Origin of the sequence: Frigoribacterium sp. MEB024, assembly GCF_000878135.1 — a bacterium.
In the GTDB taxonomy this organism is placed as follows: Bacteria; Actinomycetota; Actinomycetes; order Actinomycetales; family Microbacteriaceae; genus Frigoribacterium.
Window position 1 is genome coordinate 79268 of the sequence record NZ_JXQZ01000027.1, and the last position, 22226, is coordinate 101493.

A 22226-nucleotide genomic window follows, 5' to 3' on the forward strand; every position below is an offset into this window, starting at 1 on the left:
CGCTCAGGGGCCGATCGCGCGGATGAAGTGGTCGCCCTCGCGGGCCCGGCCCGACGCCGAGACCGTGAAGCGGACGATGTCGCTGCGGTACCGGTCGTCCGAGGCCTCGAAGGTGCGGCCGTCGGGGCCGCGCGTGATGCGGTGCAGCCGCAGGATCGGCGTGCCGGGCTCGACCCCGAGCAGCTCGGCGTCGAGCTCGTCGGCGGCGACCGCGTCGATCTCGTGGTCGATGTCGGCGTAGCCGAAGCCCCGCGAGTCGAGGTACTCGGTGATCGACACCGTGTCGAGATCGACGTCGAACAGCACGCGGCCGACCTCCTCGATGAAGGTCAGGCGCTCGAGCATGGTCGGGCGGCCGTCGACGAGTCGCAGCCGGACGACGTCGACCACGAGGGCACCCGGCTCGATGCCGAGCGACCGGGCCTTGTCGTCGTCGGCACGGCGCAGCGACACCTCTTGTGTGCGGGCACCGGGCTCGCCGCCGACGTCGCGCACCCACTTGGTGAAGGGGATCGACACGTCGACCGGGTGGTGCGCCTTGCGCGCGACGACCCGTGCCGGACGGCCGCGCCGCGTCTCGACCAGGCCCTCGGAGCGCAGGGCGGCGAGGGCGTTGCGGATCGGCCCCCGTGAGGTGCGCCACTGCTCGGCCAGCTCGCCCTCGCTCGGCACGTCGTCGCCGACCGCGAGGTCGCCGCTCAGGATGCGCCGCCGCAGGTCGTCGGCGATCTGCTCGTAGAGGGTCGAAGGCACGTGCGGATCTTACCGAGGGGCATGGTCGGCCAGGGGCGGTCTTCGTGCGATGCTCCGTGTCGCCCTGCGTGATGACCAGCACCGTGGTCGGTACGGCGCTTGTCGGATGCTGTGGTGGTCATCACCGAGGGAGGCCCCACCAGGGCATCCCACCGCGACCCGCCCCTGTCGTAGCGTCGTGGGCATGGACACCGAGAGCGAGATCCGCGACTTCCTGACCAGCCGACGGGCGCGGGTGCGGCCCGAGCAGGTCGAGCTGCCGGGCGGGCCCGGACGCCGTGTGCCCGGACTGCGGCGGAGCGAGGTGGCACTGCTCGCGGGCGTCAGCGTCGAGTACTACACGCGGCTCGAACGCGGGCGCCTCGGCGGGGTGTCCGAGGTCGTGCTCGACTCGCTCGCCACCGCCCTGCTGCTCGACGACGCCGAGCGCGAGCACCTGGCCGACCTCGCCCGCGCCGCGAACGAGTCGCCGGTCCGTGCCCGGCGCCGACGCCGTCCGCCCGAGACAGTCTCGCGCAGCATGCAGCTCGTGCTGGACGCCGTGACGGCCGGGCCCGCGTTCGTCCGCAACGGCCGCATGGACGTCCTGGCCGAGAACGCGCTCTTCCGTGCGCTCTACTCCGACCTGTACGCCCTCGACGAGCGGCCCGTGAACCTCGCCCGATTCGTCTTCCTGCACCGCGAGCTCGCCGAGGCCTTCTACCCGTCGTGGTCGGTGGCCGCCGACATCAACGTCGCGATCCTGCGCACCGAGGCCGGCCGTGACCCGCACGACCGCGCCCTGCACGACCTCATCGGCGAACTGTCCACCCGCAGCGACGAGTTCCGCGTGCGCTGGGGCGCCCACGAGGTGCGCCACCACACGTCGGGCCAGAAGCGCTTCCACCACCCGGTCGTCGGTCAGCTCGACATGGTCTACGAGGCCATGGAGCCGATGGGTCGCCCGGGCCTGAACTTCCTCGTCTACAGCGCCGAGCCCGGCTCGCCCACCGAGGAGCGCCTCCGCCTCCTCGCCAGCTGGGCGGCGCCGCAGGCCGACCCGGCGGTCGTCCGCGCCGACGCGCCGGACCGACCCGACGTCCCGAGCGGACCGCGCGAGGCGGCCGGATCGTGAGCCGTCTCGCGATGTGGTGGCGCGCCTCCTGCGAGATCTCCGACCTCACGCGCGACCGAGAGCAGGAGGCGCGGGTGCTGGACGAGATGGCGGTGCGTCTCGAGCCGGGCCCCTGGGCGATCGCCGCGCTCTTCCACCGACGCGCGCCCGGCGCGACCGATGCCGCGCACCCCGCCATCGAGACCACATCACCCCCGAACGCCGAGGAGGCACGACCGTGAAGTACACCCGTCTGGGAACCACAGGCCTGCAGGTCAGCCGCATCGGCCTCGGCTGCATGAGCTACGGCGACCCCACCCGGGGCCTCCACTCGTGGACCCTCGACGAGGCGGCCTCGGCACCGTTCTTCCGCCAGGCCGTCGAGCTCGGGGTCACCTTCTGGGACACCGCGAACGTCTACCAGCAGGGCACCGGCGAGGAGTTCGTCGGTCGCGCGATGCGCGAGTACTCACGCCGCGAGGACGTCGTGCTGGCGACCAAGGTCAGTGGTCGCATGCACGACGGCCCCGGCGGCTCGGGCCTGTCGCGCAAGGCGATCCTCGAGCAGGTCGACGCCTCGCTCACGCGACTCGGCACGGACCACGTCGACCTGTACCAGATCCACCGCTTCGACCCCGAGACCCCGGTGGAGGAGACGATGGAGGCGCTCCACGACCTGGTCAGGGCCGGCAAGGTCCGGTACACGGGCGCCTCGAGCATGTTCGCCTGGCAGTTCGCGAAGATGCAGACCGCCGCCGTGGTCAACGGCTGGACGCCGTTCTCGACCATGCAGGACCAGTACAACCTGCTGAAGCGCGAGGAGGAACGCGAGATGATCCCGCTCTGCGCCGACCTCGGCGTCGGGCTCGTGCCGTACTCGCCGCAGGGCAAGGGTCGGCTCACCCGACCGCGCGGGGCGACCACCGAGCGGTCCGCCGTCGACGAGGTCGCGAAGGCCTTCGACGTCGACGAGGACGGCCCGATCATCGACGCCGTCGAGCAGGTCGCCGCCGAGCACGGGGTGTCGATGGCCCAGGTCGCCGTGGCCTGGGTGCTGCGCAACCCCGTCGTCTCGGCCCCGATCGTCGGTGCGACGAAGCCGCACCACCTCGCCGACGCCGTCGCCGCCCTGGACGTCGAGCTGACCGACGACGACGTCCGCCGACTCGAGGAGCCCTACCGGCCGCAGGCACCGTTCTGGTGGTGAGGCGCCCGCCTCACGACTGCAGCGCCTCCGTCGGCGGGGTGCGTGCCGCTCGCACCGCGGGCCACAGCCCGGCCAGCGCCCCGATCACGAGCGTCGCGACGAGTCCGGCGACGAGCACCACCGGCGGGATCGACGGTGGCCACCCCCGCAGCGCGGCGAACACCGCGGTCACCGCCACGCCGAGCAGCACCCCGGCCACCCCGCCGAGCAGCGACAGGAACAGGGCCTCGGCCAAGAACTGCTGCCGGACGTGCGACCGCGTCGCCCCGAGCGCCCGCCGCAGCCCGATCTCGCGCCTCCGTTCGAGCACCGAGATCACCATCGTGTTCGCCACGCCGATGCCGCCGACCAGCAGCGCCACCCCTCCGAGTCCGACCAGCAGCCCGGTGAACGCCTGGTCCGCGGCCTGCTGCGCCGCCAGCGCGTCGGACGGCCGCGTCACCTCCACGTCGGACGGGCTCCGCGGCTGGATGGACCGCGCGAGCACGTCGCGCACCTGCGGCACCCGGGCGGGGTCGGCCCGCACGTAGACCGCGGTCGGGGGGACGGGCGAGCCGGCCAGCGCCTCCGCGGCCCGTTCGCCGATCAGCGCCGACGAGTCGATCTCGGGCGCCAGCGGCGCCGGTTCGAGGATGCCCGCCACCACGTACTCGGTGCTGCCGACGATCACGTGCCGTCCCGGTTCGGTGACGCCCAACCGGTTCGCCGCCTCGGCGCCGAGCACGACCACGGGGTACCGCGCCATGCCATCGGTCAGCCAGACGCCCTTCGCCACGCGGGCCTCGAGCACGTCCAGCAGCGTGGGTGACGCCGACCGCACCGTGATCCCGTTCGTGTTGCCCGCGGGCACCGCGCTGTTGCGGTACACGCCGACGTCGGCCACCGTGCCGGTCGTCGCGGCCGATCGCACCCCCTCGGTGTGCCCGGCCGACACCCCCGCCGTCAGGGGCAGGTCGACGGCCTCGCCGAAGAAGTCCTTCCCCTGGGAGGCCGAGAGCAGGTTCGTGCCGAGTTCGTCGAGGGTCGCCGCGAGCTTCGCCTGGCTCGACGTCGAGATGCCGACCACGGCGATCATGGCGGCGATGCCGATCGCGATGCCGAGCGCCGACAGCACGGCCCTGGTGGGTCGGGACGCCAGCCCCGACACCCCCAGTCGCACGACGTCCGACCCGAGGAGGCGCGAGGGCGTCCCCGAGGCGCTCATGCGGTCACCCCCGCGAGGGTCGCGCTGTCGTGCACCAGGTGCCCGTCGCGGATCGTCACCCGCCGGGGCAACCGCTCGGCGAGCTCGACGTCGTGGGTGATGACGACGATCGTGGTGCCCTCGGCGTGCAGCTCGCCGAGCAGCGACACGATGCCCTCGCCGGCCTTCGTGTCGAGGTTGCCGGTGGGTTCGTCGGCCAGCAGCAGCGACGGGCGGTGCACGACGGCCCGCGCGATGGCGACGCGTTGCCGTTCACCGCCCGAGAGCTGGTTCGGCCGGTGGGTCAGGCGGTGCCCCAGTCCGACCCGCTCGAGGGCCTCCCGCGCTCGTGCTCGGCGCTGCCGGAGCGGCACGCCCGCGTAGAGCAGGCCGTTCGCGACGTTGTCGGTCGCGCTGACGCCCTCGCTGAGGTGGAACTGCTGGAAGACGAACCCGATGCGGTGCGCCCGCAGGGCCGACAGCTCACGGTCGTTCTGCTCGGCCACGTCGACGCCGTCGACGAGCACGGTGCCCGAGGTGGGGCGGTCGAGCGTGCCGAGGACGTTCAGCAGGGTCGACTTGCCCGATCCCGACGGGCCGACGATCGCGACGAGCTCGCCGCGGTCGATCCGCAGCGACACCGACGACAACGCGGTCGTCGGGGGCCGGCCGTACTCGCGCGTGACGTCGTGCAGCTCGATCACGGCGCTCATGCGGGCACCACGACCTCGGCGCCGGCCCGGACGTCGCCGGTCACCTCGACCCGGTCGCCGGCGAACAGGCCGGCCTCGACCGGCACGGCCGTCGTCGTGCCGTCCGGCTGGAGCACCTCGACGACGAAGCCGTCGTCGACGGCCGCGCCCAGGGCGAGGACCGGCACGTGCAGCACGTCCTCCTTCACCTCCGAGACGAAGTCGACCTGCACCGACGCGTCGGTCAGGTCGCCGGCCGCCGCCGGATCGTCGAGCGACACCGTGACGGGGACCGTCGTCTTGCCCGTGGTCTCGTCGGCCACGGCCGCCCCCACGTCGGACACCCGCCCGGGAACGGTGCCGTGACCGGGCAGCGCGACCGAGACGACCCCGTCGACGGCGGCCAGCGGCGACCCGACGGGCAGGTCGACCGAGACGACCTTGTCGTCGCGGGCCGTGTCGTACAGGTCGCCGCCCGAGGCGTCGCCGACGGCCGCCGTCAGGGTGCTGACCGTGAACGACCCCGTGACGAACTGCAGGGCACCCCGGGCGATCGACCCGGTGCGCTCCTGGCCGGTGTCCTTCTGCCAGGCCGAGACGGCGTTCGCGGTGCGCCGGTCGAACGTGTCGTCCGGGGTGCCCGGGAAGTACCCCCAGGCCTTGAGGTTGTCCTCGAGCTGTCGCACGTCCGGGCCCTTCGCCATGCCCTGCTCGAACGCCCGCCACTGCGGCAGGGCGCCCTCGAACGCGGTGACCGGTTCGTCGTCGACCCGGAAGAGCTCGCTGCGTGCCGAGAGGGCGTCGCCGACCTTCGGCAGCGAGGTGATGGTGCCGGGTGCGGACCCTGCGATCGTGGGCCCGCCGAGGCGGCTGAGCCTGCCCGCCCGGGTCGTCGTGCCGGTCAGCGTGCCCTGTTCGACCACGGCTGTGGTGGGCCTCGTCGTCGTGTCCGCCGCGACCTCCGCGTCGGCGGCACGCGTCGTCCCGGGCGGTCCGACCATGAACACGGCGGTGACGGTGGCCCCGACCACGGCCATGCCGGCGACGGACGACCAGGCGACGGCTCGGCGCGACGGGCTCACCGGGTCACCGCCGTGGGCATGCTGCCGAACGCGCCGCACTCCTCGAGCACGCCCTCGGGGACGTCGTCCATCGTGTCCGTGCCGCCGGCTCCGTCGAGCTGGTCGGTCACGTCGTATCCCGCGTCACGGACGCACTCGGCGGACTCGCGCAGCATCGCGTCGAACTCGTCCTGGCTCTCCTTCTCGGACGCGGTCACGGGGCGCTCGCCGAGTTCGTCGGTCGTCGACTCCCGGCACGTCTCCGAGGCGGCCAGCAGGGCGTCCATGTCCAGACCGTCGCCCCGGGAGATCGCCATCCCGCCGCCGTCGCCCGAGGGGTCGCCGATGTCGACGCCCGCCTCGCGGAGGCAGCTCGCGTTCGCTAGATCCCACGCCTGGGCGTCGGCGGCGATCTGCGACTCGGACCCGGCGGGGTCGTCGGCGGCCGTCGAGCAGCCGGCGAGGGCGACGACGAGCAGGGGGAGGGCGGCGAAGAGGGTGCCACGGGTTCGGGGCATGAGAGGACTCCTGGTCTTTCACGGTCACGGGCCGCGACCGACGGTCACGGCGTCGCCCTCGTCGGGCGACGGGTCCAGACCACCGCACGGCTCGTTGCCAGCCCGTAAACGGCGATCTTTACGTTTCGGTGACATCCGACATGTCACCCTGGAGGAGGGCTTCCGCGTCCCGTCCGTCCCGACCCGAACAGGAGCCAGCGTGCGCGTACTCATCGCCGAGGACGAGGTCTACCTCGCCGAAGCCGTCCAGAGCGTGCTCGAGCGTCACGCGATGGCCGTCGACGTCGTGCACGACGGTGACGCCGCCCTCCGGGCGATCGCGGTGAACGACTACGACGTCGTCCTGCTCGACCGTGACCTGCCCGGCACGCACGGCGACGACGTCTGCGCCTCGGTGACCGCCGCCGGTGACGGCCCCGGCGTCCTGATGCTCACCGCGGCCGGGCGCACCCGCGACAAGGTCGACGGCTTCGAGCTCGGTGCCGACGACTACCTCGTCAAGCCGTTCGAGTTCCCCGAGCTGATCGCCCGGCTGCGCTCCCTCGCACGTCGCCCGCGTCAGGCCCGTCCACCCGTCACGGTCCGCGGCGACCTGCGCTACGACCCGTTCCGTCGCGAGGTGTACCGCGACGGCCGCTATGTGAAGCTGACGCGAAAAGAGTTCGCGGTGCTCGGCGTGCTGCTCGCGGCCGACGGCGGCGTGGTCAGCGCCGAGCGGCTGCTCGAGAAGGCCTGGGACGAGAACGCCGACCCGTTCACGAACTCGGTGCGGGTCACGATCTCGAACCTCCGGCGACGCCTGGGCGAGCCCTGGCTGATCCACACCGTCCCCGGCAGCGGCTACCGCATCGCCGCCGAGGCCGGCTCGTGACCGGCGGCGTCGACCCGGCGCCCACCAGGCCCAGGAGGCGCGGGCTGCGTCACCGGGGCAGCGCGCGTCTCCGGCTCACCGTCACCTTCAGCGCGGTGCTGACGGTCGTGGGCCTGTCGATCGTGGCCTCGGTCCTCCTCGTGATGCGTTTCGTGCCCGACTACCGCATCACCGCCCTGCGCACGTCGAGCGCCGAGCCGGGCGACCTCGCGTCGCCGACGGCCTCGTGGGCGCCCTCGGTCGACGCCGGCGTGGTCACCGGTGGGACGCCGCCCGCCGCCGAGGCGCTGCCCGTCCCCGAGACGCTGCCCGTCCCCGAGACCGCCGAGTTGCGCCCGGCGGTCACCATCTCGGGCGAGAGCGACCTCCTGCGCGTGCTCCTGACGACGTCGTCGATCGTGTTCGTCGTCGCGCTGGTCGTCGGCGTCTGGCTGAGCTGGGTGGTCGCCGGGCGCCTCCTCCGGCCGATCGAGCACCTCGCGACCGCGGCGCGCGAGGCCGAGCACGGCGCTGCGGGGTCGTTCCGGCGACGGCTCGCCACGACGGCGCCCGGGCGCCCCGACGACGAGTTCGGACGCCTCGCGTCGACGTTCGACGACATGCTCGACCGGCTCGACCGTTCGTACGAGGCCCAACGCCGCTTCGCCGCCAACGCGTCGCACGAGCTCCGCACGCCCCTCGCGACGACGCAGGCGATGCTCGACGCGGCCCTCGCGCTCGACCCGACAGGCGTCGGCGACGCGGTCGGCTCACCGCCGGCGGTGACGATCCGACGCCTGCGCGAGATGAACACCCGCAGCATCGCGACGGTCGAGGCGCTGCTCGCCCTGTCCGACGCGCAGTCCGGCGACGGCGTGGCCGCCGACCGGGTCGACCTCGTCGCCGTGGTCGACGAGGTCCTCGCCGCCACGGCGTCCGCCGCCGCCGAGGCGCGCGTCGAGGTGCGCCGCGCCTCCCGTCCTGCGCAGGTCACCGGAGACCGAGCCCTGCTCTCCGTGCTCGTCGGCAACCTCGTCCGCAACGGCATCGGTCACAACGTCCCCGGCGGCCGGCTCGACGTGACGGTCGGCACCGACGCCTCGGGGGCGGCGACCCTGCACGTGGCCAACGGCGGCGAGGTCATCGACCCGGCCGAGGTCACGCGCCTGACCGAGCCCTTCTACCGGTCGGCGGGCCGGGTCGCCGGCTCCCACGGCCTCGGCCTGGCCCTGGTCGCGGCCGTCGCCGAGACGCACGGGGCGACGCTGACGCTCGACGCGCCTCCTTCGGGCGGGCTCGCCGTGCGCGTCGTGTTCGCCGCGCCCGCGGTCGTCCCCTGACCACGCGGGCCGACGAGGCGACCGCGTCCGCTCGGCACCTCCGGGGGACACCGCGGTCGGCCAGCCAGCCGACTGTGCGGCGGACCGGGCGCTCCTAGGCTCGGTGGTGGGCCCGTCAGGCCGGGCCGACCGGCCCGGGAGGCCGGCTCCGCGACCGGGGGTGAGACGTTGACCGAGCAGGGTGGCGTCCCCGCGGACCGCCCGACGTCGACGGGGCGCCCGACGCCGGGGCGCCCGACGACGATCATGCGTCCGGGTCAGCCCCTCGGGCTGAGGCTCGACGCCCGGCACGACGAGTTCAGCGACCTGCTGCTCGACTGCTCGCTCGAGGACGTCGGCGCGACCGGCCGGTCGTGGTTGCGCGACCGGTACGCCGAGATCGTGCCGATCGTGCTCGGTCCGGCCCTCGCCGCGGTCGAGCACGGTCGTCCGGTGTCGGCCTCGTGCCTCGACGAGCTGCGTGCCGTCGCCCGCCGCAGCGCGGCCTGCCCCGACGTCGACCTGGCCGTCGTCCTGCGGGGCGCCCTGCCCGCGCTGCGCATCTTCTCGCTCGTCATGCACTCGGCGTCGGGCGGGCAGGCCGGGGCGCTCGTCCTCGCGATGGCGCGCGCCTCGCAGGTCGCCCACGAACTCGGCACCTGCTGGGCCGAGGAGTGGGCGCGGCACCGGCCCCGTCTCGTCGCCGCCCCGCCCGGCGCGGGACCAGGAGGCGCGGGCGGCCCCCAGCCACCCCCTGCGGCCCCGGGGCCCGACGTCGTGCTCGACCTCGTGGCCGACGCCCCCGACCTCGACGACGTCGAGCGGCAGATGCTCACGCTCACCGCCTACGGCCTCTCGAACGCCGAGATCGCCCGCGAGACGGCCTACAGCCGCCAGGCCGTGGCCTGGCACCTGGCCCGTCTGATGCGGACGTGGAGTGCCCCGAACCGGACGGCGCTCGTCTCGGTCGCGTTCGTCAGGGGCGTCATCCGGTCGCGCATCGTGCGGCGGGGGCGCCGTCGGGACGGCCAGGCGGCGGTCGAGGCGCCGAACCGACCCGCGCCTCCTGCCCTGCCGCCGGCCTGACGGCGCACGCGGAACCGCCCCGGCGTCCGGTGAGGACGTCGGGGCGGTTCCGCGGTGCCGCGGCGGGGTCAGCCGCCGTTGATGCTGATGACGTTGTCGGTCTTGACGTTGTTGCCGAGCACGCCCCAGTTCAGGTAGCCGCCGTCACCGTTGTTGGTGACCTTGCCGGGGCCGTCGAACCAGTAGATGACGTAGCTGCCGCCCTTGATGTCGATCGGCTGGGCGTCGACGATCGAGCCCTCGACGGCGATGTCCTGGTTCTTGTTCACGACCGCGACCGTGAGCCGGTCGGGGTTGCCGGCGTTGTAGTAGCCGACGTCCAGGGCGGCCAGCACGGCGCCCGACCGGTCGCCCTGGTCGTTGACGGCGGCGCTGATCGCGCTGACGATCGCCAGCGGGTCGAGGGTGACGCTGCCCGTGATCGGGCTGCCTGTGCTGGACTCCGGCGAGGCGGGGGCGGTGGTCGCCGCCTGTGCCGGGGCGGCGGCGAATCCGCTCAGCCCCGTGACGGCGACGCCGCTCACGGCGACGGCGGCGATGATCGTGGCGGTCTTCGACTTCAGCTTGCTCATGGTTCGTCCTCTTTCGTTGTCGTAGGAGTTCGAGTTGCGGTGCTTCGTGTTGTCGAGTGGAACTGCCTTGCGAGAACGATCCTGTGGCCGACGGCGGCGCGATGCACGCGTTCGCCGTCGACGTTGGTCGGGTGACCAACGATGGGTCCGGGCGGCGCGTCACCGGTGTACGACGCCGACGACGGCCCAGGTCACCTGCGCGTCACCTGTCGTCCAGACGTGTGCCACTCCGCTTCCCTACCGTTCGGCGTGGCCCCACCGGGCCGCCGACGCAGGTCGGTGCACGCACCCACGAGAGGCACGATCATCACGGCCACGACCCCCCGCCGCCCCCGACGCTCGGCCGACCGCCGACCCGTCCGCCGCGCCTCGGTGCTCGCCGCGGGCACGGGCCTGGGCGTGCTGCTCTCGGGCTTCGGTGCCCTCTCGGCCTCGGCGGCGACCCCCTTCGAGCCCGACCGGCTGAGCTACCCGTACACGTCGAACGCGACCTACGACTACGTGCCGATCATCGACCAGTTCACGACGCTGCGGGCCGAGCGCCCCGACATCATCGCGCTGAACGACGAGAAGACCGTCGCGATCAACCAGGGCGCCACCCCTGCCCGGGTCGACCGGGCGATCGTCGACCAGTACGCCGACATGTCCGTCTCGATGTCGGACGGCCTCGGCACCCGACTCGGCGAGATCTACCGCACCGCCCGCGCCGCCGGCGAACTGCCGAAGACCTCCGCACTGCTCGCGAAGGACGGCGGGCTGGTCGGCTACTACTCGTCGTCGAACCCCGCCAAGGAGCACTTCGACTACGACCGCCCGTACATCCGGCTCCCCGAGCGACTCACCTACCGCGACAAGCCGGGTGGCGACGCCTGGGCCTCGACCTCGGGCGCGTACCCGAGCGGCCACACCTCGCAGGCCTATTGGCAGGGCACCTCGCTCGCCACGATGCTGCCCGAGCTCGCCCCGCAGATCCTGGCCCGGACCTCCGAGGCCGGCGACAACCGCGTCGTCATGGCCGCGCACTATCCGCTCGACGTCATGAGTGGTCGCATGATGGGCCAGGAGATCGTCGAGCGCCGCTGGGCCGACCCCGAGTTCCGCGTGCTGTTCGAGGAGGCGGGCGCCGAGCTGCGCGACGTCCTCGAGACCGGATGCGGCGCCTCCCTGGACGTCTGCATCGCCGCCGACACCCCCTACCTCTCGGACCAGGAGGCGCTGGCCGTCTACCAGGACCGCATGAGTTACGACTTCCCCCTCGTCGGCACGGCCGGGCAGGCCATGACCGTCCCCGTCGGCGCCGAGTCGTTGCTGATCTCGAGCCGCCCGACCCTGACCGACGACCAGCGTCGCCAGGTCCTCGCCCTCACCGCCATCGACTCGGGCCGTCCGCTCGACGAGGGCACCGCCGGCAGCTGGCAGCGCCTCGACCTCGCGGCCGCCATGTCGGTGCCGATCACCGTCGCGGCGGACGGCACGGTGTCGCTCGCCGCCGCACCGGTCGACCCCGCACCGGTCGACCCCGCACCCGTCGACCCGGCACCCGCCGGCCCGGGCGCGACGGTGCCCGTCGTGCCGGCACAGCCCGTCGCCGGAGGCGCGGTGCAGCAGCACGCGCCCGGCACGATCACCGCGGCCGACGCGGCGACCCGTGACGCCGCCGCCCGTGACGCGGCTGCTCGCGCCGACCTGGCCTACACCGGCTCCGACCACGTGGTCGGCATCGTCGCCGCGGCACTGGGGTTGCTCGCCGCGGGCGTCGGCCTGGTCGTCCTCCGTCGACGTCGGGCCGCGCGCCGACCGTAGGCCTCGACGACAGGTCAGCATGCGCTGTACAGTTCAGCGCATGCTGACCATCGCCCCGCGCCTCGACGCGATGAGCCGGCTGGGGCGCGCGTTGAGCGACCCGACCCGCTCGCGCCTCCTGCTCGAACTGCTCGACGCGCCGGGGTACCCGGCCCGGTTGGCCGAGACGCTCGACCTGACCCGGTCGAACGTGTCGAACCACCTCGCCTGCCTGCGCGGCTGCGGCATCGTCGTCGCCACCTCCGAGGGTCGTCGCACGCGGTACGAGATCGCCGACCCGCACCTGACGGCGGCCCTGCGCGCCCTGGTCGACGTCGTGCTCGCCGTCGACGACGGGGTCGGCTGCACCGACGAGGCCTGCGACGTGCCGCTCTGCTGCGGGCCCGGCGCATGAGCCTGCCGATCGGGCCCGGCGTCGTCGCGGGGCGCGTCCCCGGGGCCTCCGCCCTCACCGCCGCCCGCCGCCTCGTCCTGCAACGACGCATCCGCTGGATCGTCGCCGCCACCATCGCCTACAACGTCGTCGAGGCGGTCGTCGCGCTCGCCGCGGGCACCGTCGCGTCGTCGACGGCCCTGATCGGGTTCGGCCTCGACTCGATCGTCGAGGTGCTCTCGGCCGTCGCGGTCGCCTGGCAGTTCTCGGCCCCCGACCCCGAGAAGCGGGAGCGCACGGCCCTGCGCGTCATCGCCGTCGCCTTCTTCGCGCTCGCCGCCTACGTCGGGGTCGACGCCGTGCTCGCCCTGACCGGCCTGCGCGAGCCCGAGCACAGCGGCGTCGGCATCGTGATGGCCGCCGTGAGCCTCGCGATCATGCCGCTCCTCAGCCTGCTCGAACGCCGCACGGGCCGAGAACTCGGTTCGGCCTCGGCCGTCGCCGACTCGAAGCAGACGTTGATTTGCAGCTACCTGTCGGCCGCCGTGCTGCTCGGTCTCGTCCTCAACCTCGCCTTCGGCTGGGCCTGGGCCGACCCGGTCGCCGGGCTCGTGATCGTCGTGTTCGCCGTGCGCGAGGGACTCGAGGCCTGGCGCGGCGACGCCTGCGCCGTGCCCGTCTCGGCGCTCACGGGCGAGCGCGACGTCGAGGCCTGCGACTGCTGCTGACGCCCGACCGCTCCCGACGCTGGGCCACCGGCCCATCACGACGGGGCCGTTTCTCCACAGGCCGCCGCTCCGCGGCCCGCTCGGTGCGTGTCCGTGGAGGAGGCGACGGGCGGTCGGCGACGTGTCAGGCCGGGCGCACCGCGACGCCGTCGAACAGCAGCTCGACGGTGGCCTCGAGCGCGGCCGGCCCGGGGTCGCGGCGCGTCACGACGTGCAGCAGCACGGTGCCGATCAGCGACTCGACGAGGGCCTCGAGAGGGGCGCCGTCCCGGATCTGCCGCGCGCGCCTCCCGGACTCGAGGCGGGCGAGCAGCGCCGCCCGCGTGACCGAGGTGACGCGCTCCTCGTAGTGCTCGGCGACGGCGGCGTCCTCGGCCGTCGCCGCGATCGACGCGCGGATCAGCCCGCCCGCCGCGGGCGAGGCGAAGGTCGAGAAGGAGGCGCGGAGCCAGTCGAGCACGTCCCGACGCACGTCGCCCGTGTCGGCCACCTCGAGGTGGGGCAGCAGATGTCCCGTGAGCATGCCCTCGGCCACCAGCGCCGCCTTCGCCGGGTACCAGCGGTAGATCGTCGCCTTGCCGACCCCCGCCGCCGCCGCGATGCGGTCGAGCGAGAGCTTGTCGTAGCCGCGCTCGGCCAGCTCGTCGCGGGTCGCGTCGAGGATCGCCAGGCGGGCCGCCTCGCTGCGGGCGCGGCCGGGGCGGGCGGTGCGTGCGGTGGTCACCGGTCCATCCTCGTGCACGTCCCGCCCTCCCTCGCCCGTCTCGCCGGGCGCTCGTGGCTCCGGCCCTACTGGACCGACCAGCCGCCGTCGCTCGCCAGGATCGCGCCGTTCACGTTCACCGCGTCGTCGCTCAGCAGGAAGGTGATCGACGCCGCGAGCTCCTCGGCCGTCGCGATCGTCGGGATCGCCGCCTGGAACGGACGCAGCCGCGCCGATCCCGCCTCGGACACGTTCGCGGGGAAGGGGATGCCCGTCGCGACGCCGCCCGGCGCCACCGCGTTCACCCGGATGCCCTGCTTCGCGTACATGAAGGCGGCCGACTTGGTGAGGCCGACGACGCCGTGCTTCGACACCGTGTAGGCGTTGCCCGACGCGTTGCCGCGCAGGCCCGCCTCGGAGGCCACGTTGACGACCGAGCCGCGCCCGGCCCCGAGCATCACGGGGATCACGGCGCGCGACAGCTTGAACCCGCCGGTCAGGTTGATGCCGATGACCCGGTCCCACATCGCGTCGCTCGTCTCGTGGAGGGGCGAGAAGTCGTCGTTGATGCCCGCGATGTTCGCCAGGGCGTCGATGCGGTCGCCGGCGGCCGCGACGATCGCATCGATGTCGTCCTGCTTCGTGATGTCGCCGGCCACGGTGACCACGTCGGCGTCGGGCAGCGAGGCGACCAGTGCCTCCAGCTTGTCGGCGAAGAGGTCGACGGCGACGACGCGGCCGCCCTCGCGGGCCACGCGGGACGCGGTCGCGCGGCCGATGCCGGACGCCGCACCCGTGACGATCACCGTCTTGCCGGCGAAGCGGCCGGGGGTCACCGTCTCGCGCCACGGGCCGTCGGCGTCGGCCGTCTCGTCGGGCACGACGCCGTCGTTCACCTGCAGCACGAGAGCGTCGACCAGCTCCTGTGGCACCTGTCCCTGGCTCATCGCGACCAGCTGCTGCAGCGGCAGACCGCGGACCGGGGCGAGCGCGCTCTCGTCGAACGCGCCTCCCTGCCCGAGAGCGGCACGGATCGCGGGCCCGCCCTCGGGGTGGTCGAGCCAGGTGCCGATGGTGCTGGAGCCGGTCAGGGGAACGGTGGCGTCGGACATGTCGTCTCTTCTCTGAGGAGGGGCGGGTCGGGTCGGGCGCGGGAGCGGCACCCTGATTCGAAACAGATTGTCTCGCATTGCGACGGTACCGCGGGCGGAGGCCCGCGTGGCTGAGCGCCTGCCGAGAGAACGCCGACCGCCGACCCACCCCCGCCGCATCCCGCCTAGCGTCCGATGCATGACCGTCACCCTGCCTCCCGCCGCCCGCCTCGACGACCGGACCGTGGTCGTCACCGGAGCCAGCTCGGGCATCGGCCGCGCCGCCGCCCGCGAGCTCGCCCGCCGTGGTGCCACCGTCGCCGTGGTCGGTCGCAACCCCGACCGCACCCGCACGGTCGCCCACGAGATCGGCGGCACCGCCTACCTCGCCGACTTCTCCGACCTGTCGACCGTCCGCGAGCTGGCCGACCAGCTGCTCGCCGAGAACCCCCGCATCCACGTGCTCGCCAACAACGCCGGCGCCACGATCCCCGAGCGCGCGCTCACGGTCGACGGACACGAGACCACGTTCCAGGGCAACCACCTCGCCCCCTTCCTGCTGACCGCGTTGCTGACGCCGCGCCTCCTCGAGACGGCGAAGGAGGCGCCGGCCGGGTCGGTCCGCATCGTCCAGACCTCGAGCGCCGGCAACCTCTTCGGCAAGGTCGACCTGGACGACCTCGACAACGCACGGGGTGCGTGGGCCGGCGGCTTCCGCGCCTACGGCACCTCGAAGCTGCTCAACGTGCTGTTCACCCGTGAGCTCGCCCGCCGCCTGCCCCGCGCCGGCGGCGGGGTCGACGCGTTCGCGTTCCACCCCGGGTTCGTCGCCTCGGGCTTCGGTGGCGACGGCGCCTTCATGACCGCGGCCAAGCGCCTCGCGGTCTCGACCGAGGACGGCGCCGAGCCGCTGATCCGCCTCGCGGGTGCCACGACCGTGCCGGCACCGAGCGGCAACTACTTCGACCGCCTCAAGGCACCCGGCCGCGTGGCCCGTCAGGCGGCCGACGCCGACCTCGCCCGCCGCCTCTGGGAGGAGAGCGCCCGCCTGCTCGACCTCGACGAGACGATCTGACCCGGCCCGGTCCCTGGGCCCGGCCCGGCCCGCCCCGCCGGGGCGCCCGGCCTCGGCGGACCGTCGAGTGGGCAGAAGACGTCCTTCCGCCACGTGGGACGGGCACCTTCTGCCCGCTCGACCCAGTTCATCGAGAAAGTACTTGCTTGACGAGAAAGTACTTTCTAGAGTGGGAGTCCTACGAGAGGACGACCACCATGACCACTGACATCACCGGCACCCCGGACTCCGCCGAGGCCCGGCGCCTGCTCGACCGGGCGGACGCCGTGGGGCGCAGTGTGACGTCGGCGGCGAGCTGGCCCGCCGTCGCCTTCCTGCTCGGCCTCGGTGCCGCCGCGTCGATGGGCACCCTCGCCATGGGGCTCACGACGGGCACCGCCTACTTCGTCGCGATGGGCGGCCTGCTCGTCTGGATCGCCGTCCTGGTCGTGGCGTTCGTCCTGCTGAGGAGGTCGGCCCGCGTCGGCTTCGGCCGGCGCTGGATGGCCTACCTCGCCGCGTTCTTCGCCTGCTACGTCGGAGCCATGCTCGTCGTCGGCTTCTCCCAGGGCCAGGACGTCGTCGGCAGTGCCGTCATGGCGGCGGTCCTCCTCGCGGTGTCGGTCGCCTGCGCGGCCGTCGAGGTGCGCGAGGCGCGACGATGACCGCGCGACCGCACCCGCGCCTCCGGCTGTCCGAGTTGCTGCACCAGCCCGTCCGCTTCTCGATGACGGCGGCGCTCGCCGCGGCCGAGGGGCTCGACTTCCGCGACCTGCGCGATGCCGTGCAGGTGACCGACTCGACGTTGAGCAAGCAGGTCAGCGCCCTCGAGGCCGCGGGCTACGTCGCCGTGACGAAGGGGTTCGTCGGCAAGCGCCCCCGGACGAGCCTGAAGCTGACCCCGGCCGGGCGCGAGGCCTGGGCCGAGCACCTCGCCACCCTCCGCGAGATCGCCGCGGGCTAGACGTCCGGGTTCGGGGGCGTCCCACGGCTGCGCGCCGGGGCGCCCCCTCCGCGTTCGGCCGGCAGGACGAGGAGGCGCGGCGCCGTGGGGTACGGAGGCCGCGTCCCGGCCGCGCAAGTCCCAGCGACTCCCCAGGCGCTCAGGGTGCACCGAGTGCGTCGCTGCACTTAGTGTAGGCAGGTGACCGTCAAGACCCTGGTGCCCGACCGCCGTGCCGCCCTCAAGGCGAAGCACCGTCAGGCCATCGTCGACGCCGCGGACGCGCTCATCGCCGAGCGCGGGGCGCCGCGGTTCAGCGTCGACGAGCTCGCCGAACGAGCCGACGTCTCGCGTCGCACGGTCTTCAACCACTTCTCGTCGCTCGACGAGGTCGTCATGACGGCCTGCGCCCGGGTGCTCACCGGCGCCGTCGACGAGTTCCGGGCCGCGACCGCCGCGACGCCCGTCGGTGACGGCAGCCGCGCCTCCTTGTTCGCCGAGATCATCCAGGCCATGCAGGGCATCGACCTGCCGGCCGTCGTCTCGTACCTCTGGGGCGTCCTCGGCGACGACGGCAGCGACCCGCGGTCGCACAGCCTGATCCAGGACGTCTTCACCCGCGTCACCGAGCAGCTCTCGATCGAGATGGCCGAGCGCAGCCCCGCGACCGACCCGCTCGAGGCCGAGGTGCTGGTCAGTTCGCTGATGAACGGCATCGCCGTCGTCGCCCGGCACTGGATCACGCGGACCGGTGCGGTCGTCGACGCCGACAGCCGCGACGTCTGGGCCGACCTGCTCGACCGGATGACGACGAGCGTCCGCGCCGGCTACGGGCCGCCGCCGACGGCCACCCCTGCAGGAGTCGCCCCGACGGCGCCCGACGCGACCACCCCCTGACCCGTCGGCCGGCGTCCCCGGCCGACCCGCACCTCCTTCTCGACGACGCGACGTGAGGCCCACCCCCGCAACCCGCATCACCCCGCACCATCCCTGGAGGAACAGACACCCATGGCATCCCTGCTCTATCGACTCGGCCGGTTCTCGGCCCGGCGGGCCTGGCTCGTCATCGTGGCCTGGCTGGTCGTGCTCGGCCTCGCCGGCGGCGCCTTCGCGCTGTTCGGCGGCACGCTGACCACCGCCGTCAGCATCCCCGGCACGGCGACCCAGAAGGTCAGCGACGAACTCGCCGAGAAGTTCCCCCAGGCGAGCGGCGGCACCGGCACGGTGGTCTTCACGACCACCGACGACTCGGCCTTCACCGACCAGCAGAAGTCCGACATCGCGGCCCTGCTGACCGACGCGAAGGACCTGGACGACGTCAAGGGCACCACCGACCCCTTCGCGACGCAGCAGCAGATCGACGACCAGGCCCAGAAGATCACGGACGGCCGCTCGCAGATCACCGCGGGCGAGGCCCAGATCACCTCGGGTCAGGCCCAGATCGACGCCGCGAAGGCCCAGATCACCGCCGGTCAGCAGCAGCTCGACGCCGCCAAGGCGCAGGCGCAGGCCGCCGGTGGGGCCGCCCTCGCCGCCGCCACGCCGCAGCTCGAGGCCCAGCAGGCCCAGCTCGACGCGGGCACGCAGCAGATCGCCACGCAGCAGTCCACCCTCGACGCGAGCAAGACCGAGCTCGAGACCCAGAGCGCGACCCTCGAGCAGGGTGCCTCGCTGCTCGAACTGACCGACGGCATCCGCCAGGTGTCGACCGACGGCACCACGGCCGTGGCCAGCATCCAGTTCGACAAGGCCCTCAACCTCGTCACCAGCGAGAACAAAGAGGCCGTCGTCGAGGCGATGAACGACGCCGACATCGACGGCGTCGAGGTCGAGGTGTCGAACGACATCGCGGCCAGCATCCCCGAGATCCTCGGCCCGGGCGAGGTTGCCGGCGTCGTCATCGCCGCCATCGTGCTGTTCGTCATGCTCGGCACCCTGATCGGTGCCGGCCTGCCCCTGATCAACGCCCTGATCGGCGTCGGCGTCGGCGTGCTCGCCTCGCTGTCGCTCTCGGGCGCCGTCGAGATGCTGTCGGTCACGCCCGTGCTGGGTGTGATGCTCGGCCTCGCGGTCGGCATCGACTACTCGCTGTTCATCCTCAACCGGCACCGCACCCAGCTGAAAGAAGGGGTGCCGCTGCACGAGTCGATCGGCCTGGCCAACGGCACCTCGGGCAACGCGGTCGTCTTCGCCGGCTCGACCGTGCTGATCGCCCTGCTCGCGCTCAACCTGACCGGCATCCCGTTCCTCGGCCTGATGGGCACCGTCGGCGCGGTCTGCGTGTTCGTGGCAATCCTGATCGCCATCACCCTCACCCCGGCGCTGCTCCGCCTCGTCGGCCTGCGCATCCTCACCAAGAAGGCTCGGAAGGCCGTCGGCAACACCGGGGCCGTCCGGGTGCCGACCAAGCCGATGAGCACCACGCGTGCCGTGCTGACCCTCGTGGCCGGCGTCGCCGTGCTGCTGATCGTCGCGATCCCCGCGCTCTCGATGCGCCTCGGCCTGCCCGCCGGGTCGTCCGAGCCGGTCGACTCGAGCGCCTACAAGGCGTACAAGCTGATCGACGAGAAGTTCGGCGCCGGCGTCAACGGCCCCCTGGTCGTCGTCGCCGACCTGCCGACCGCGATCTCGGACGACGACCTGGTCTCCGAGCAGGTGCGCATCGGCACGATCCTCAAGGACCAGGACGACGTCGCCGCGGTCGCCCCCATCGGCGCCTCGGACGACGACACCCTGCTGGCGTTCCAGGTCGTGCCGAAGGGCGGTCCGACCGCCGAGTCGACCGAGCAGCTCGTGCGCGACCTGCGCGGGCTCGACATCGACGACGTGTCGTCGCTCGGCGTGGCCGGCAACGCCTCGGGCAACATCGACGTCAGCGAGAAGCTGGCCGGAGCCCTGCCGCTCTACCTGCTCGTCGTCGTCGGGCTGTCGCTGATCATCCTGATCTTCGTGTTCCGGTCGATCCTCGTGCCGATCACCGCCACCATCGGGTTCGTGCTGTCGCTGTTCGCCGCGTTCGGCGGCGTCACCGCGGTGTTCCAGTGGGGCTGGCTCGGCCCGGTCTTCGGGGTGCACGACCCGGGGCCGATCCTGAGCTTCCTGCCGATCCTGATGGTCGGCGTGCTGTTCGGGCTCGCGATGGACTACCAACTGTTCCTGGTCAGCGGCATGCGCGAGGCCTACGCCCACGGTTCGCCGGCCCGCCTGGCCGTGCAGCGCGGCGTGCACGCCGGTCGCACGGTGGTCACGGCCGCGGCGCTGATCATGACGGCGGTCTTCTCGGGCTTCGTGTTCTCGAACTCGGTGATGATCCAGTCGATCGGCCTGGGCCTCGCCCTGGGCGTGCTGGTCGACGCGTTCGTCGTGCGCCTGCTGCTGATCCCGGCCGTGATGCACCTGCTCGGCGACGCCGCGTGGTGGCTGCCGAAGTGGCTCGACCGCATCCTGCCCGACGTCGACGTCGAGGGTGCCTCCCTCGAGCGGTCGCGGCCGCACGCCTCGGCCGGCGACGCGTCGGGTTCGGGCTCGGGTTCCGGTGACGGGCACGTCTCGCACGTCGACCCGACCGCCCCCGTGGACGCCGTCCCCGACGGCAGCGACCCCGACCACCACGGGCGCCACGCGGGCTGACCCCGCACGTCGCACCGCCGACTGGACGTCGCACCGCCGATTTCGGCGGTGCGACGTCCAGTTCGTGGTGCCTCGGGGCCGGCGCCGGCCTCGAGGACGCGACCCGCGCCTCCGGAACCGGCGAAGCGCTCCGGGTCGAACCACCGGTGCGCCGTCGAACCGCGCATCTGCATGGTTCGACGGCGCACCGGTGGTTCGACCCCGATCGCAGGAGGCGCGGCCCCGTTGCTGAGGGCGGCTCACCGCCGTAGGGTGGCCCGGTGATCATCCCGTCCGCACCTGCGACGCCCACCGGGCGTGAGGGGGTCGTCGGCGCCGCGTGCGCCGGCTGCAGGTAGTCGCGTCTCCGCAGCGGATCGGCCGTCCGGGTCGGTCCGTGCACCGCCGTGCCGCGTGGGCTGGAGCCCCGGCACGGTCCCACGAGAACACCCGGGTCGGCCGACGCGTCGACGGCGGGCAGCCGGGCGGTCGCCGACCGCTCGTGCCCGCCGACGCTGCCGCCGCCCCGGGCCCGACGACCGGAGAACCACATGATCCCCCTGACCGAGAAGACCGTCCGCGCCTCGTTCGTCAACGCGAGCCGCAAGGAAGCCACCGACCTCACCCTGCCCTCGGGCTTCGCCGACCTCGACTGGACCGACCTCGAGTACCTCGGCTGGCGTGACCCCAAGCTCGCCCGCCGGGCCTACGTCGTCGTGCCGACCCTCGACGCGGACGGAGAGCCGGGCCCCGCGGTCGCCGGCGTCGTGCTGCGCCAGGCCGAGGCGTCGCCCCGTCACCGCGCCCAGTGCACGTGGTGCCAAGACGTCAGGCTGCCGGCCGACGTGCTGTTCTACGCCGCCAAGCGTGCCGGCGCGGCCGGCCGCAACGGGGACACCGTGGGCACGCTCGTCTGCGGTGGGTTCGAGTGCTCGGACAACGTGCACGTCGCACCGCCCGAGGCCTACCTCGGGTTCGACGTCGAGGCGGCCCGGCTCGAGCGCATCGCGAGCCTGCGCGTGCGGGCCGCGGGTTTCGTCGAGAACGTGCGCCGCGCCTCCTGACCGTCGCCGCGCCTCCTGACCCGGCGAGAACCGGGACGCACCATCGTGGCGTCGTCGAACCACCCTCGTGCGTGGTTCGACGACGCCGGCGTGATGCGACCTCCACTCGGCGGACGTGGCGACGGCCGGACGGCCGGACCGCCGGAGCGCAGGAGGCGCGGGTCGGCCCGCTCACGGACCCCGGCGGTACCCTGGTGGGCATGTCGTCACCCGCCTGCCTGCCCCGCGCCCCGCGCCGGGCGCGCACGGCGCAGCAGGCGTTTCCGAAGCGGCTCGTGCTGACGAAGCGCACCTGCGGCACGAACGGCTGGATGAGCCTGTGGGGCAGCAACGCCCACGGCGAGATCGCCGGGTGTCCGCCGCCCGTGGCCTAGCACCGCTCCTCGTCGTCGACGGGTCGAGCGGACTCCCCGCCCTGCTCACCGACGCTCCCGAAGGACGACGACCTTGACCGACCGCACGCCCGCCGATCCCACTCCGGCCGCCCCGACTCCGGCCGCCCCCGCCGCCGACCCGACGGCCGC

The 22226-nt window shown here is 73.5% G+C and carries 24 protein-coding genes; 16 read left to right on the forward strand and 8 right to left on the reverse strand.

Annotated elements, in window-relative coordinates; translation table 11 throughout:
* Nucleotides 1-3: 3 nt before the first annotated feature.
* The gene (locus tag SZ60_RS06305) at nucleotides 4-753 is read right to left on the reverse strand and encodes a GntR family transcriptional regulator (RefSeq protein ID WP_043594651.1); all 750 of its coding nucleotides are present in this window, start codon (nucleotides 751-753) and stop codon (nucleotides 4-6) included.
* Between the two features lie 184 nt (nucleotides 754-937).
* Between SZ60_RS06305 and SZ60_RS06310 the strand changes: the two genes are divergently transcribed.
* From SZ60_RS06310 to SZ60_RS06320, 3 genes are read left to right on the forward strand one after another with little or no spacing between them, the layout of a single operon-like run.
* Complete coding sequence (locus SZ60_RS06310; RefSeq protein ID WP_082059918.1) at nucleotides 938-1867, forward strand: helix-turn-helix transcriptional regulator; 930 nt, start codon at nucleotides 938-940, stop codon at nucleotides 1865-1867.
* Nucleotides 1864-2088, forward strand: coding sequence for a hypothetical protein (locus tag SZ60_RS06315; protein ID WP_043594653.1), 225 nt, complete (start codon nucleotides 1864-1866; stop codon nucleotides 2086-2088). Before SZ60_RS06310 ends, SZ60_RS06315 begins: the two co-directional genes overlap by 4 nt.
* On the forward strand, nucleotides 2085-3053 hold the full coding sequence (locus SZ60_RS06320) for an aldo/keto reductase (RefSeq protein WP_043594655.1): 969 nt from the start codon (nucleotides 2085-2087) through the stop codon (nucleotides 3051-3053). Before SZ60_RS06315 ends, SZ60_RS06320 begins: the two co-directional genes overlap by 4 nt.
* A 10-nt stretch (nucleotides 3054-3063) precedes the next feature.
* Here SZ60_RS06320 and SZ60_RS06325 read toward each other — a convergent pair whose 3' ends face one another.
* Genes SZ60_RS06325 through SZ60_RS06340 form a run of 4 tightly spaced genes read right to left on the reverse strand, consistent with a single transcriptional unit; the run spans nucleotide 3064 to nucleotide 6507 of the window.
* Nucleotides 3064-4257: an ABC transporter permease gene (locus SZ60_RS06325; protein ID WP_043594656.1), complete on the reverse strand. Its 1194-nt coding sequence runs from the start codon at nucleotides 4255-4257 to the stop codon at nucleotides 3064-3066.
* A complete protein-coding gene (locus SZ60_RS06330) occupies nucleotides 4254-4949 on the reverse strand; it encodes an ABC transporter ATP-binding protein (protein WP_043594658.1) in 696 nt (231 codons plus the stop codon). The genes SZ60_RS06325 and SZ60_RS06330 overlap by 4 nt, the downstream gene beginning before the upstream one ends.
* Nucleotides 4946-6010, reverse strand: a complete 1065-nt coding sequence (locus tag SZ60_RS06335) for a peptidoglycan-binding protein (RefSeq protein WP_156155514.1) — start codon at nucleotides 6008-6010, stop codon at nucleotides 4946-4948. Before SZ60_RS06335 ends, SZ60_RS06330 begins: the two co-directional genes overlap by 4 nt.
* Entirely contained in the window at nucleotides 6007-6507 is a 501-nt protein-coding gene (locus SZ60_RS06340; protein WP_043594660.1) for a hypothetical protein, read from the reverse strand. The genes SZ60_RS06335 and SZ60_RS06340 overlap by 4 nt, the downstream gene beginning before the upstream one ends.
* A gap of 199 nt (nucleotides 6508-6706) precedes the next feature.
* Here SZ60_RS06340 and SZ60_RS06345 point away from each other — a divergent pair, with 199 nt between their 5' ends.
* The 3 genes from SZ60_RS06345 (at nucleotide 6707) to SZ60_RS17420 (ending at nucleotide 9762) form a co-directional block, all read left to right on the forward strand.
* On the forward strand, nucleotides 6707-7378 hold the full coding sequence (locus SZ60_RS06345) for a response regulator transcription factor (RefSeq protein WP_043594661.1): 672 nt from the start codon (nucleotides 6707-6709) through the stop codon (nucleotides 7376-7378).
* Nucleotides 7375-8697, forward strand: a complete 1323-nt coding sequence (locus SZ60_RS06350; RefSeq protein ID WP_043594662.1) for a HAMP domain-containing sensor histidine kinase — start codon at nucleotides 7375-7377, stop codon at nucleotides 8695-8697. Before SZ60_RS06345 ends, SZ60_RS06350 begins: the two co-directional genes overlap by 4 nt.
* 246 nt (nucleotides 8698-8943) lie before the next feature.
* Nucleotides 8944-9762 (forward strand): LuxR C-terminal-related transcriptional regulator, encoded by an 819-nt coding sequence (locus SZ60_RS17420; RefSeq protein WP_052505207.1) that lies wholly within the window; start codon nucleotides 8944-8946, stop codon nucleotides 9760-9762.
* Nucleotides 9763-9830: 68 nt separating this feature from the next.
* Here SZ60_RS17420 and SZ60_RS06360 read toward each other — a convergent pair whose 3' ends face one another.
* Nucleotides 9831-10334, reverse strand: coding sequence for a hypothetical protein (locus SZ60_RS06360; protein ID WP_043594663.1), 504 nt, complete (start codon nucleotides 10332-10334; stop codon nucleotides 9831-9833).
* Nucleotides 10335-10613: 279 nt separating this feature from the next.
* On the opposite strand from SZ60_RS06360, the gene SZ60_RS06365 reads away from it, so the two are divergent.
* From SZ60_RS06365 to SZ60_RS06375, 3 genes are read left to right on the forward strand one after another with little or no spacing between them, the layout of a single operon-like run.
* Nucleotides 10614-12137: a phosphatase PAP2 family protein gene (locus tag SZ60_RS06365; protein ID WP_231567064.1), complete on the forward strand. Its 1524-nt coding sequence runs from the start codon at nucleotides 10614-10616 to the stop codon at nucleotides 12135-12137.
* A gap of 40 nt (nucleotides 12138-12177) precedes the next feature.
* Nucleotides 12178-12531, forward strand: a complete 354-nt coding sequence (locus SZ60_RS06370; protein ID WP_043594664.1) for a helix-turn-helix transcriptional regulator — start codon at nucleotides 12178-12180, stop codon at nucleotides 12529-12531.
* On the forward strand, nucleotides 12528-13238 hold the full coding sequence (locus SZ60_RS06375; protein WP_043594666.1) for a cation diffusion facilitator family transporter: 711 nt from the start codon (nucleotides 12528-12530) through the stop codon (nucleotides 13236-13238). The genes SZ60_RS06370 and SZ60_RS06375 overlap by 4 nt, the downstream gene beginning before the upstream one ends.
* Nucleotides 13239-13362: 124 nt before the next feature.
* Here SZ60_RS06375 and SZ60_RS06380 read toward each other — a convergent pair whose 3' ends face one another.
* Both SZ60_RS06380 and SZ60_RS06385 read right to left on the reverse strand, forming a co-directional pair.
* Nucleotides 13363-13962 carry a TetR/AcrR family transcriptional regulator gene (locus tag SZ60_RS06380; RefSeq protein WP_043594668.1) on the reverse strand — a complete coding sequence of 200 codons (600 nt, stop codon included), beginning with the start codon at nucleotides 13960-13962 and terminating at the stop codon, nucleotides 13363-13365.
* A 65-nt stretch (nucleotides 13963-14027) separates the two neighbouring features.
* Nucleotides 14028-15053 (reverse strand): SDR family NAD(P)-dependent oxidoreductase, encoded by a 1026-nt coding sequence (locus tag SZ60_RS06385; RefSeq protein ID WP_043594670.1) that lies wholly within the window; start codon nucleotides 15051-15053, stop codon nucleotides 14028-14030.
* A gap of 178 nt (nucleotides 15054-15231) precedes the next feature.
* Between SZ60_RS06385 and SZ60_RS06390 the strand changes: the two genes are divergently transcribed.
* The 7 genes from SZ60_RS06390 (at nucleotide 15232) to SZ60_RS06420 (ending at nucleotide 22076) form a co-directional block, all read left to right on the forward strand.
* Nucleotides 15232-16107 (forward strand): SDR family NAD(P)-dependent oxidoreductase, encoded by an 876-nt coding sequence (locus tag SZ60_RS06390; protein WP_043594672.1) that lies wholly within the window; start codon nucleotides 15232-15234, stop codon nucleotides 16105-16107.
* Between the two features lie 197 nt (nucleotides 16108-16304).
* Complete coding sequence (locus tag SZ60_RS06395) at nucleotides 16305-16751, forward strand: hypothetical protein (RefSeq protein ID WP_043594673.1); 447 nt, start codon at nucleotides 16305-16307, stop codon at nucleotides 16749-16751.
* Nucleotides 16748-17050, forward strand: coding sequence for a transcriptional regulator (locus SZ60_RS06400; RefSeq protein ID WP_043594674.1), 303 nt, complete (start codon nucleotides 16748-16750; stop codon nucleotides 17048-17050). The genes SZ60_RS06395 and SZ60_RS06400 overlap by 4 nt, the downstream gene beginning before the upstream one ends.
* Nucleotides 17051-17230: 180 nt before the next feature.
* Nucleotides 17231-17926: a TetR/AcrR family transcriptional regulator gene (locus tag SZ60_RS06405; protein ID WP_043594676.1), complete on the forward strand. Its 696-nt coding sequence runs from the start codon at nucleotides 17231-17233 to the stop codon at nucleotides 17924-17926.
* Between the two features lie 111 nt (nucleotides 17927-18037).
* A complete protein-coding gene (locus tag SZ60_RS06410; RefSeq protein WP_043594678.1) occupies nucleotides 18038-20659 on the forward strand; it encodes an MMPL family transporter in 2622 nt (873 codons plus the stop codon).
* Nucleotides 20660-21189: 530 nt separating this feature from the next.
* A complete protein-coding gene (locus tag SZ60_RS06415; RefSeq protein ID WP_043594680.1) occupies nucleotides 21190-21702 on the forward strand; it encodes an FBP domain-containing protein in 513 nt (170 codons plus the stop codon).
* Between the two features lie 200 nt (nucleotides 21703-21902).
* Nucleotides 21903-22076, forward strand: coding sequence for a hypothetical protein (locus SZ60_RS06420; protein WP_156155516.1), 174 nt, complete (start codon nucleotides 21903-21905; stop codon nucleotides 22074-22076).
* Nucleotides 22077-22226: the final 150 nt, after the last annotated feature.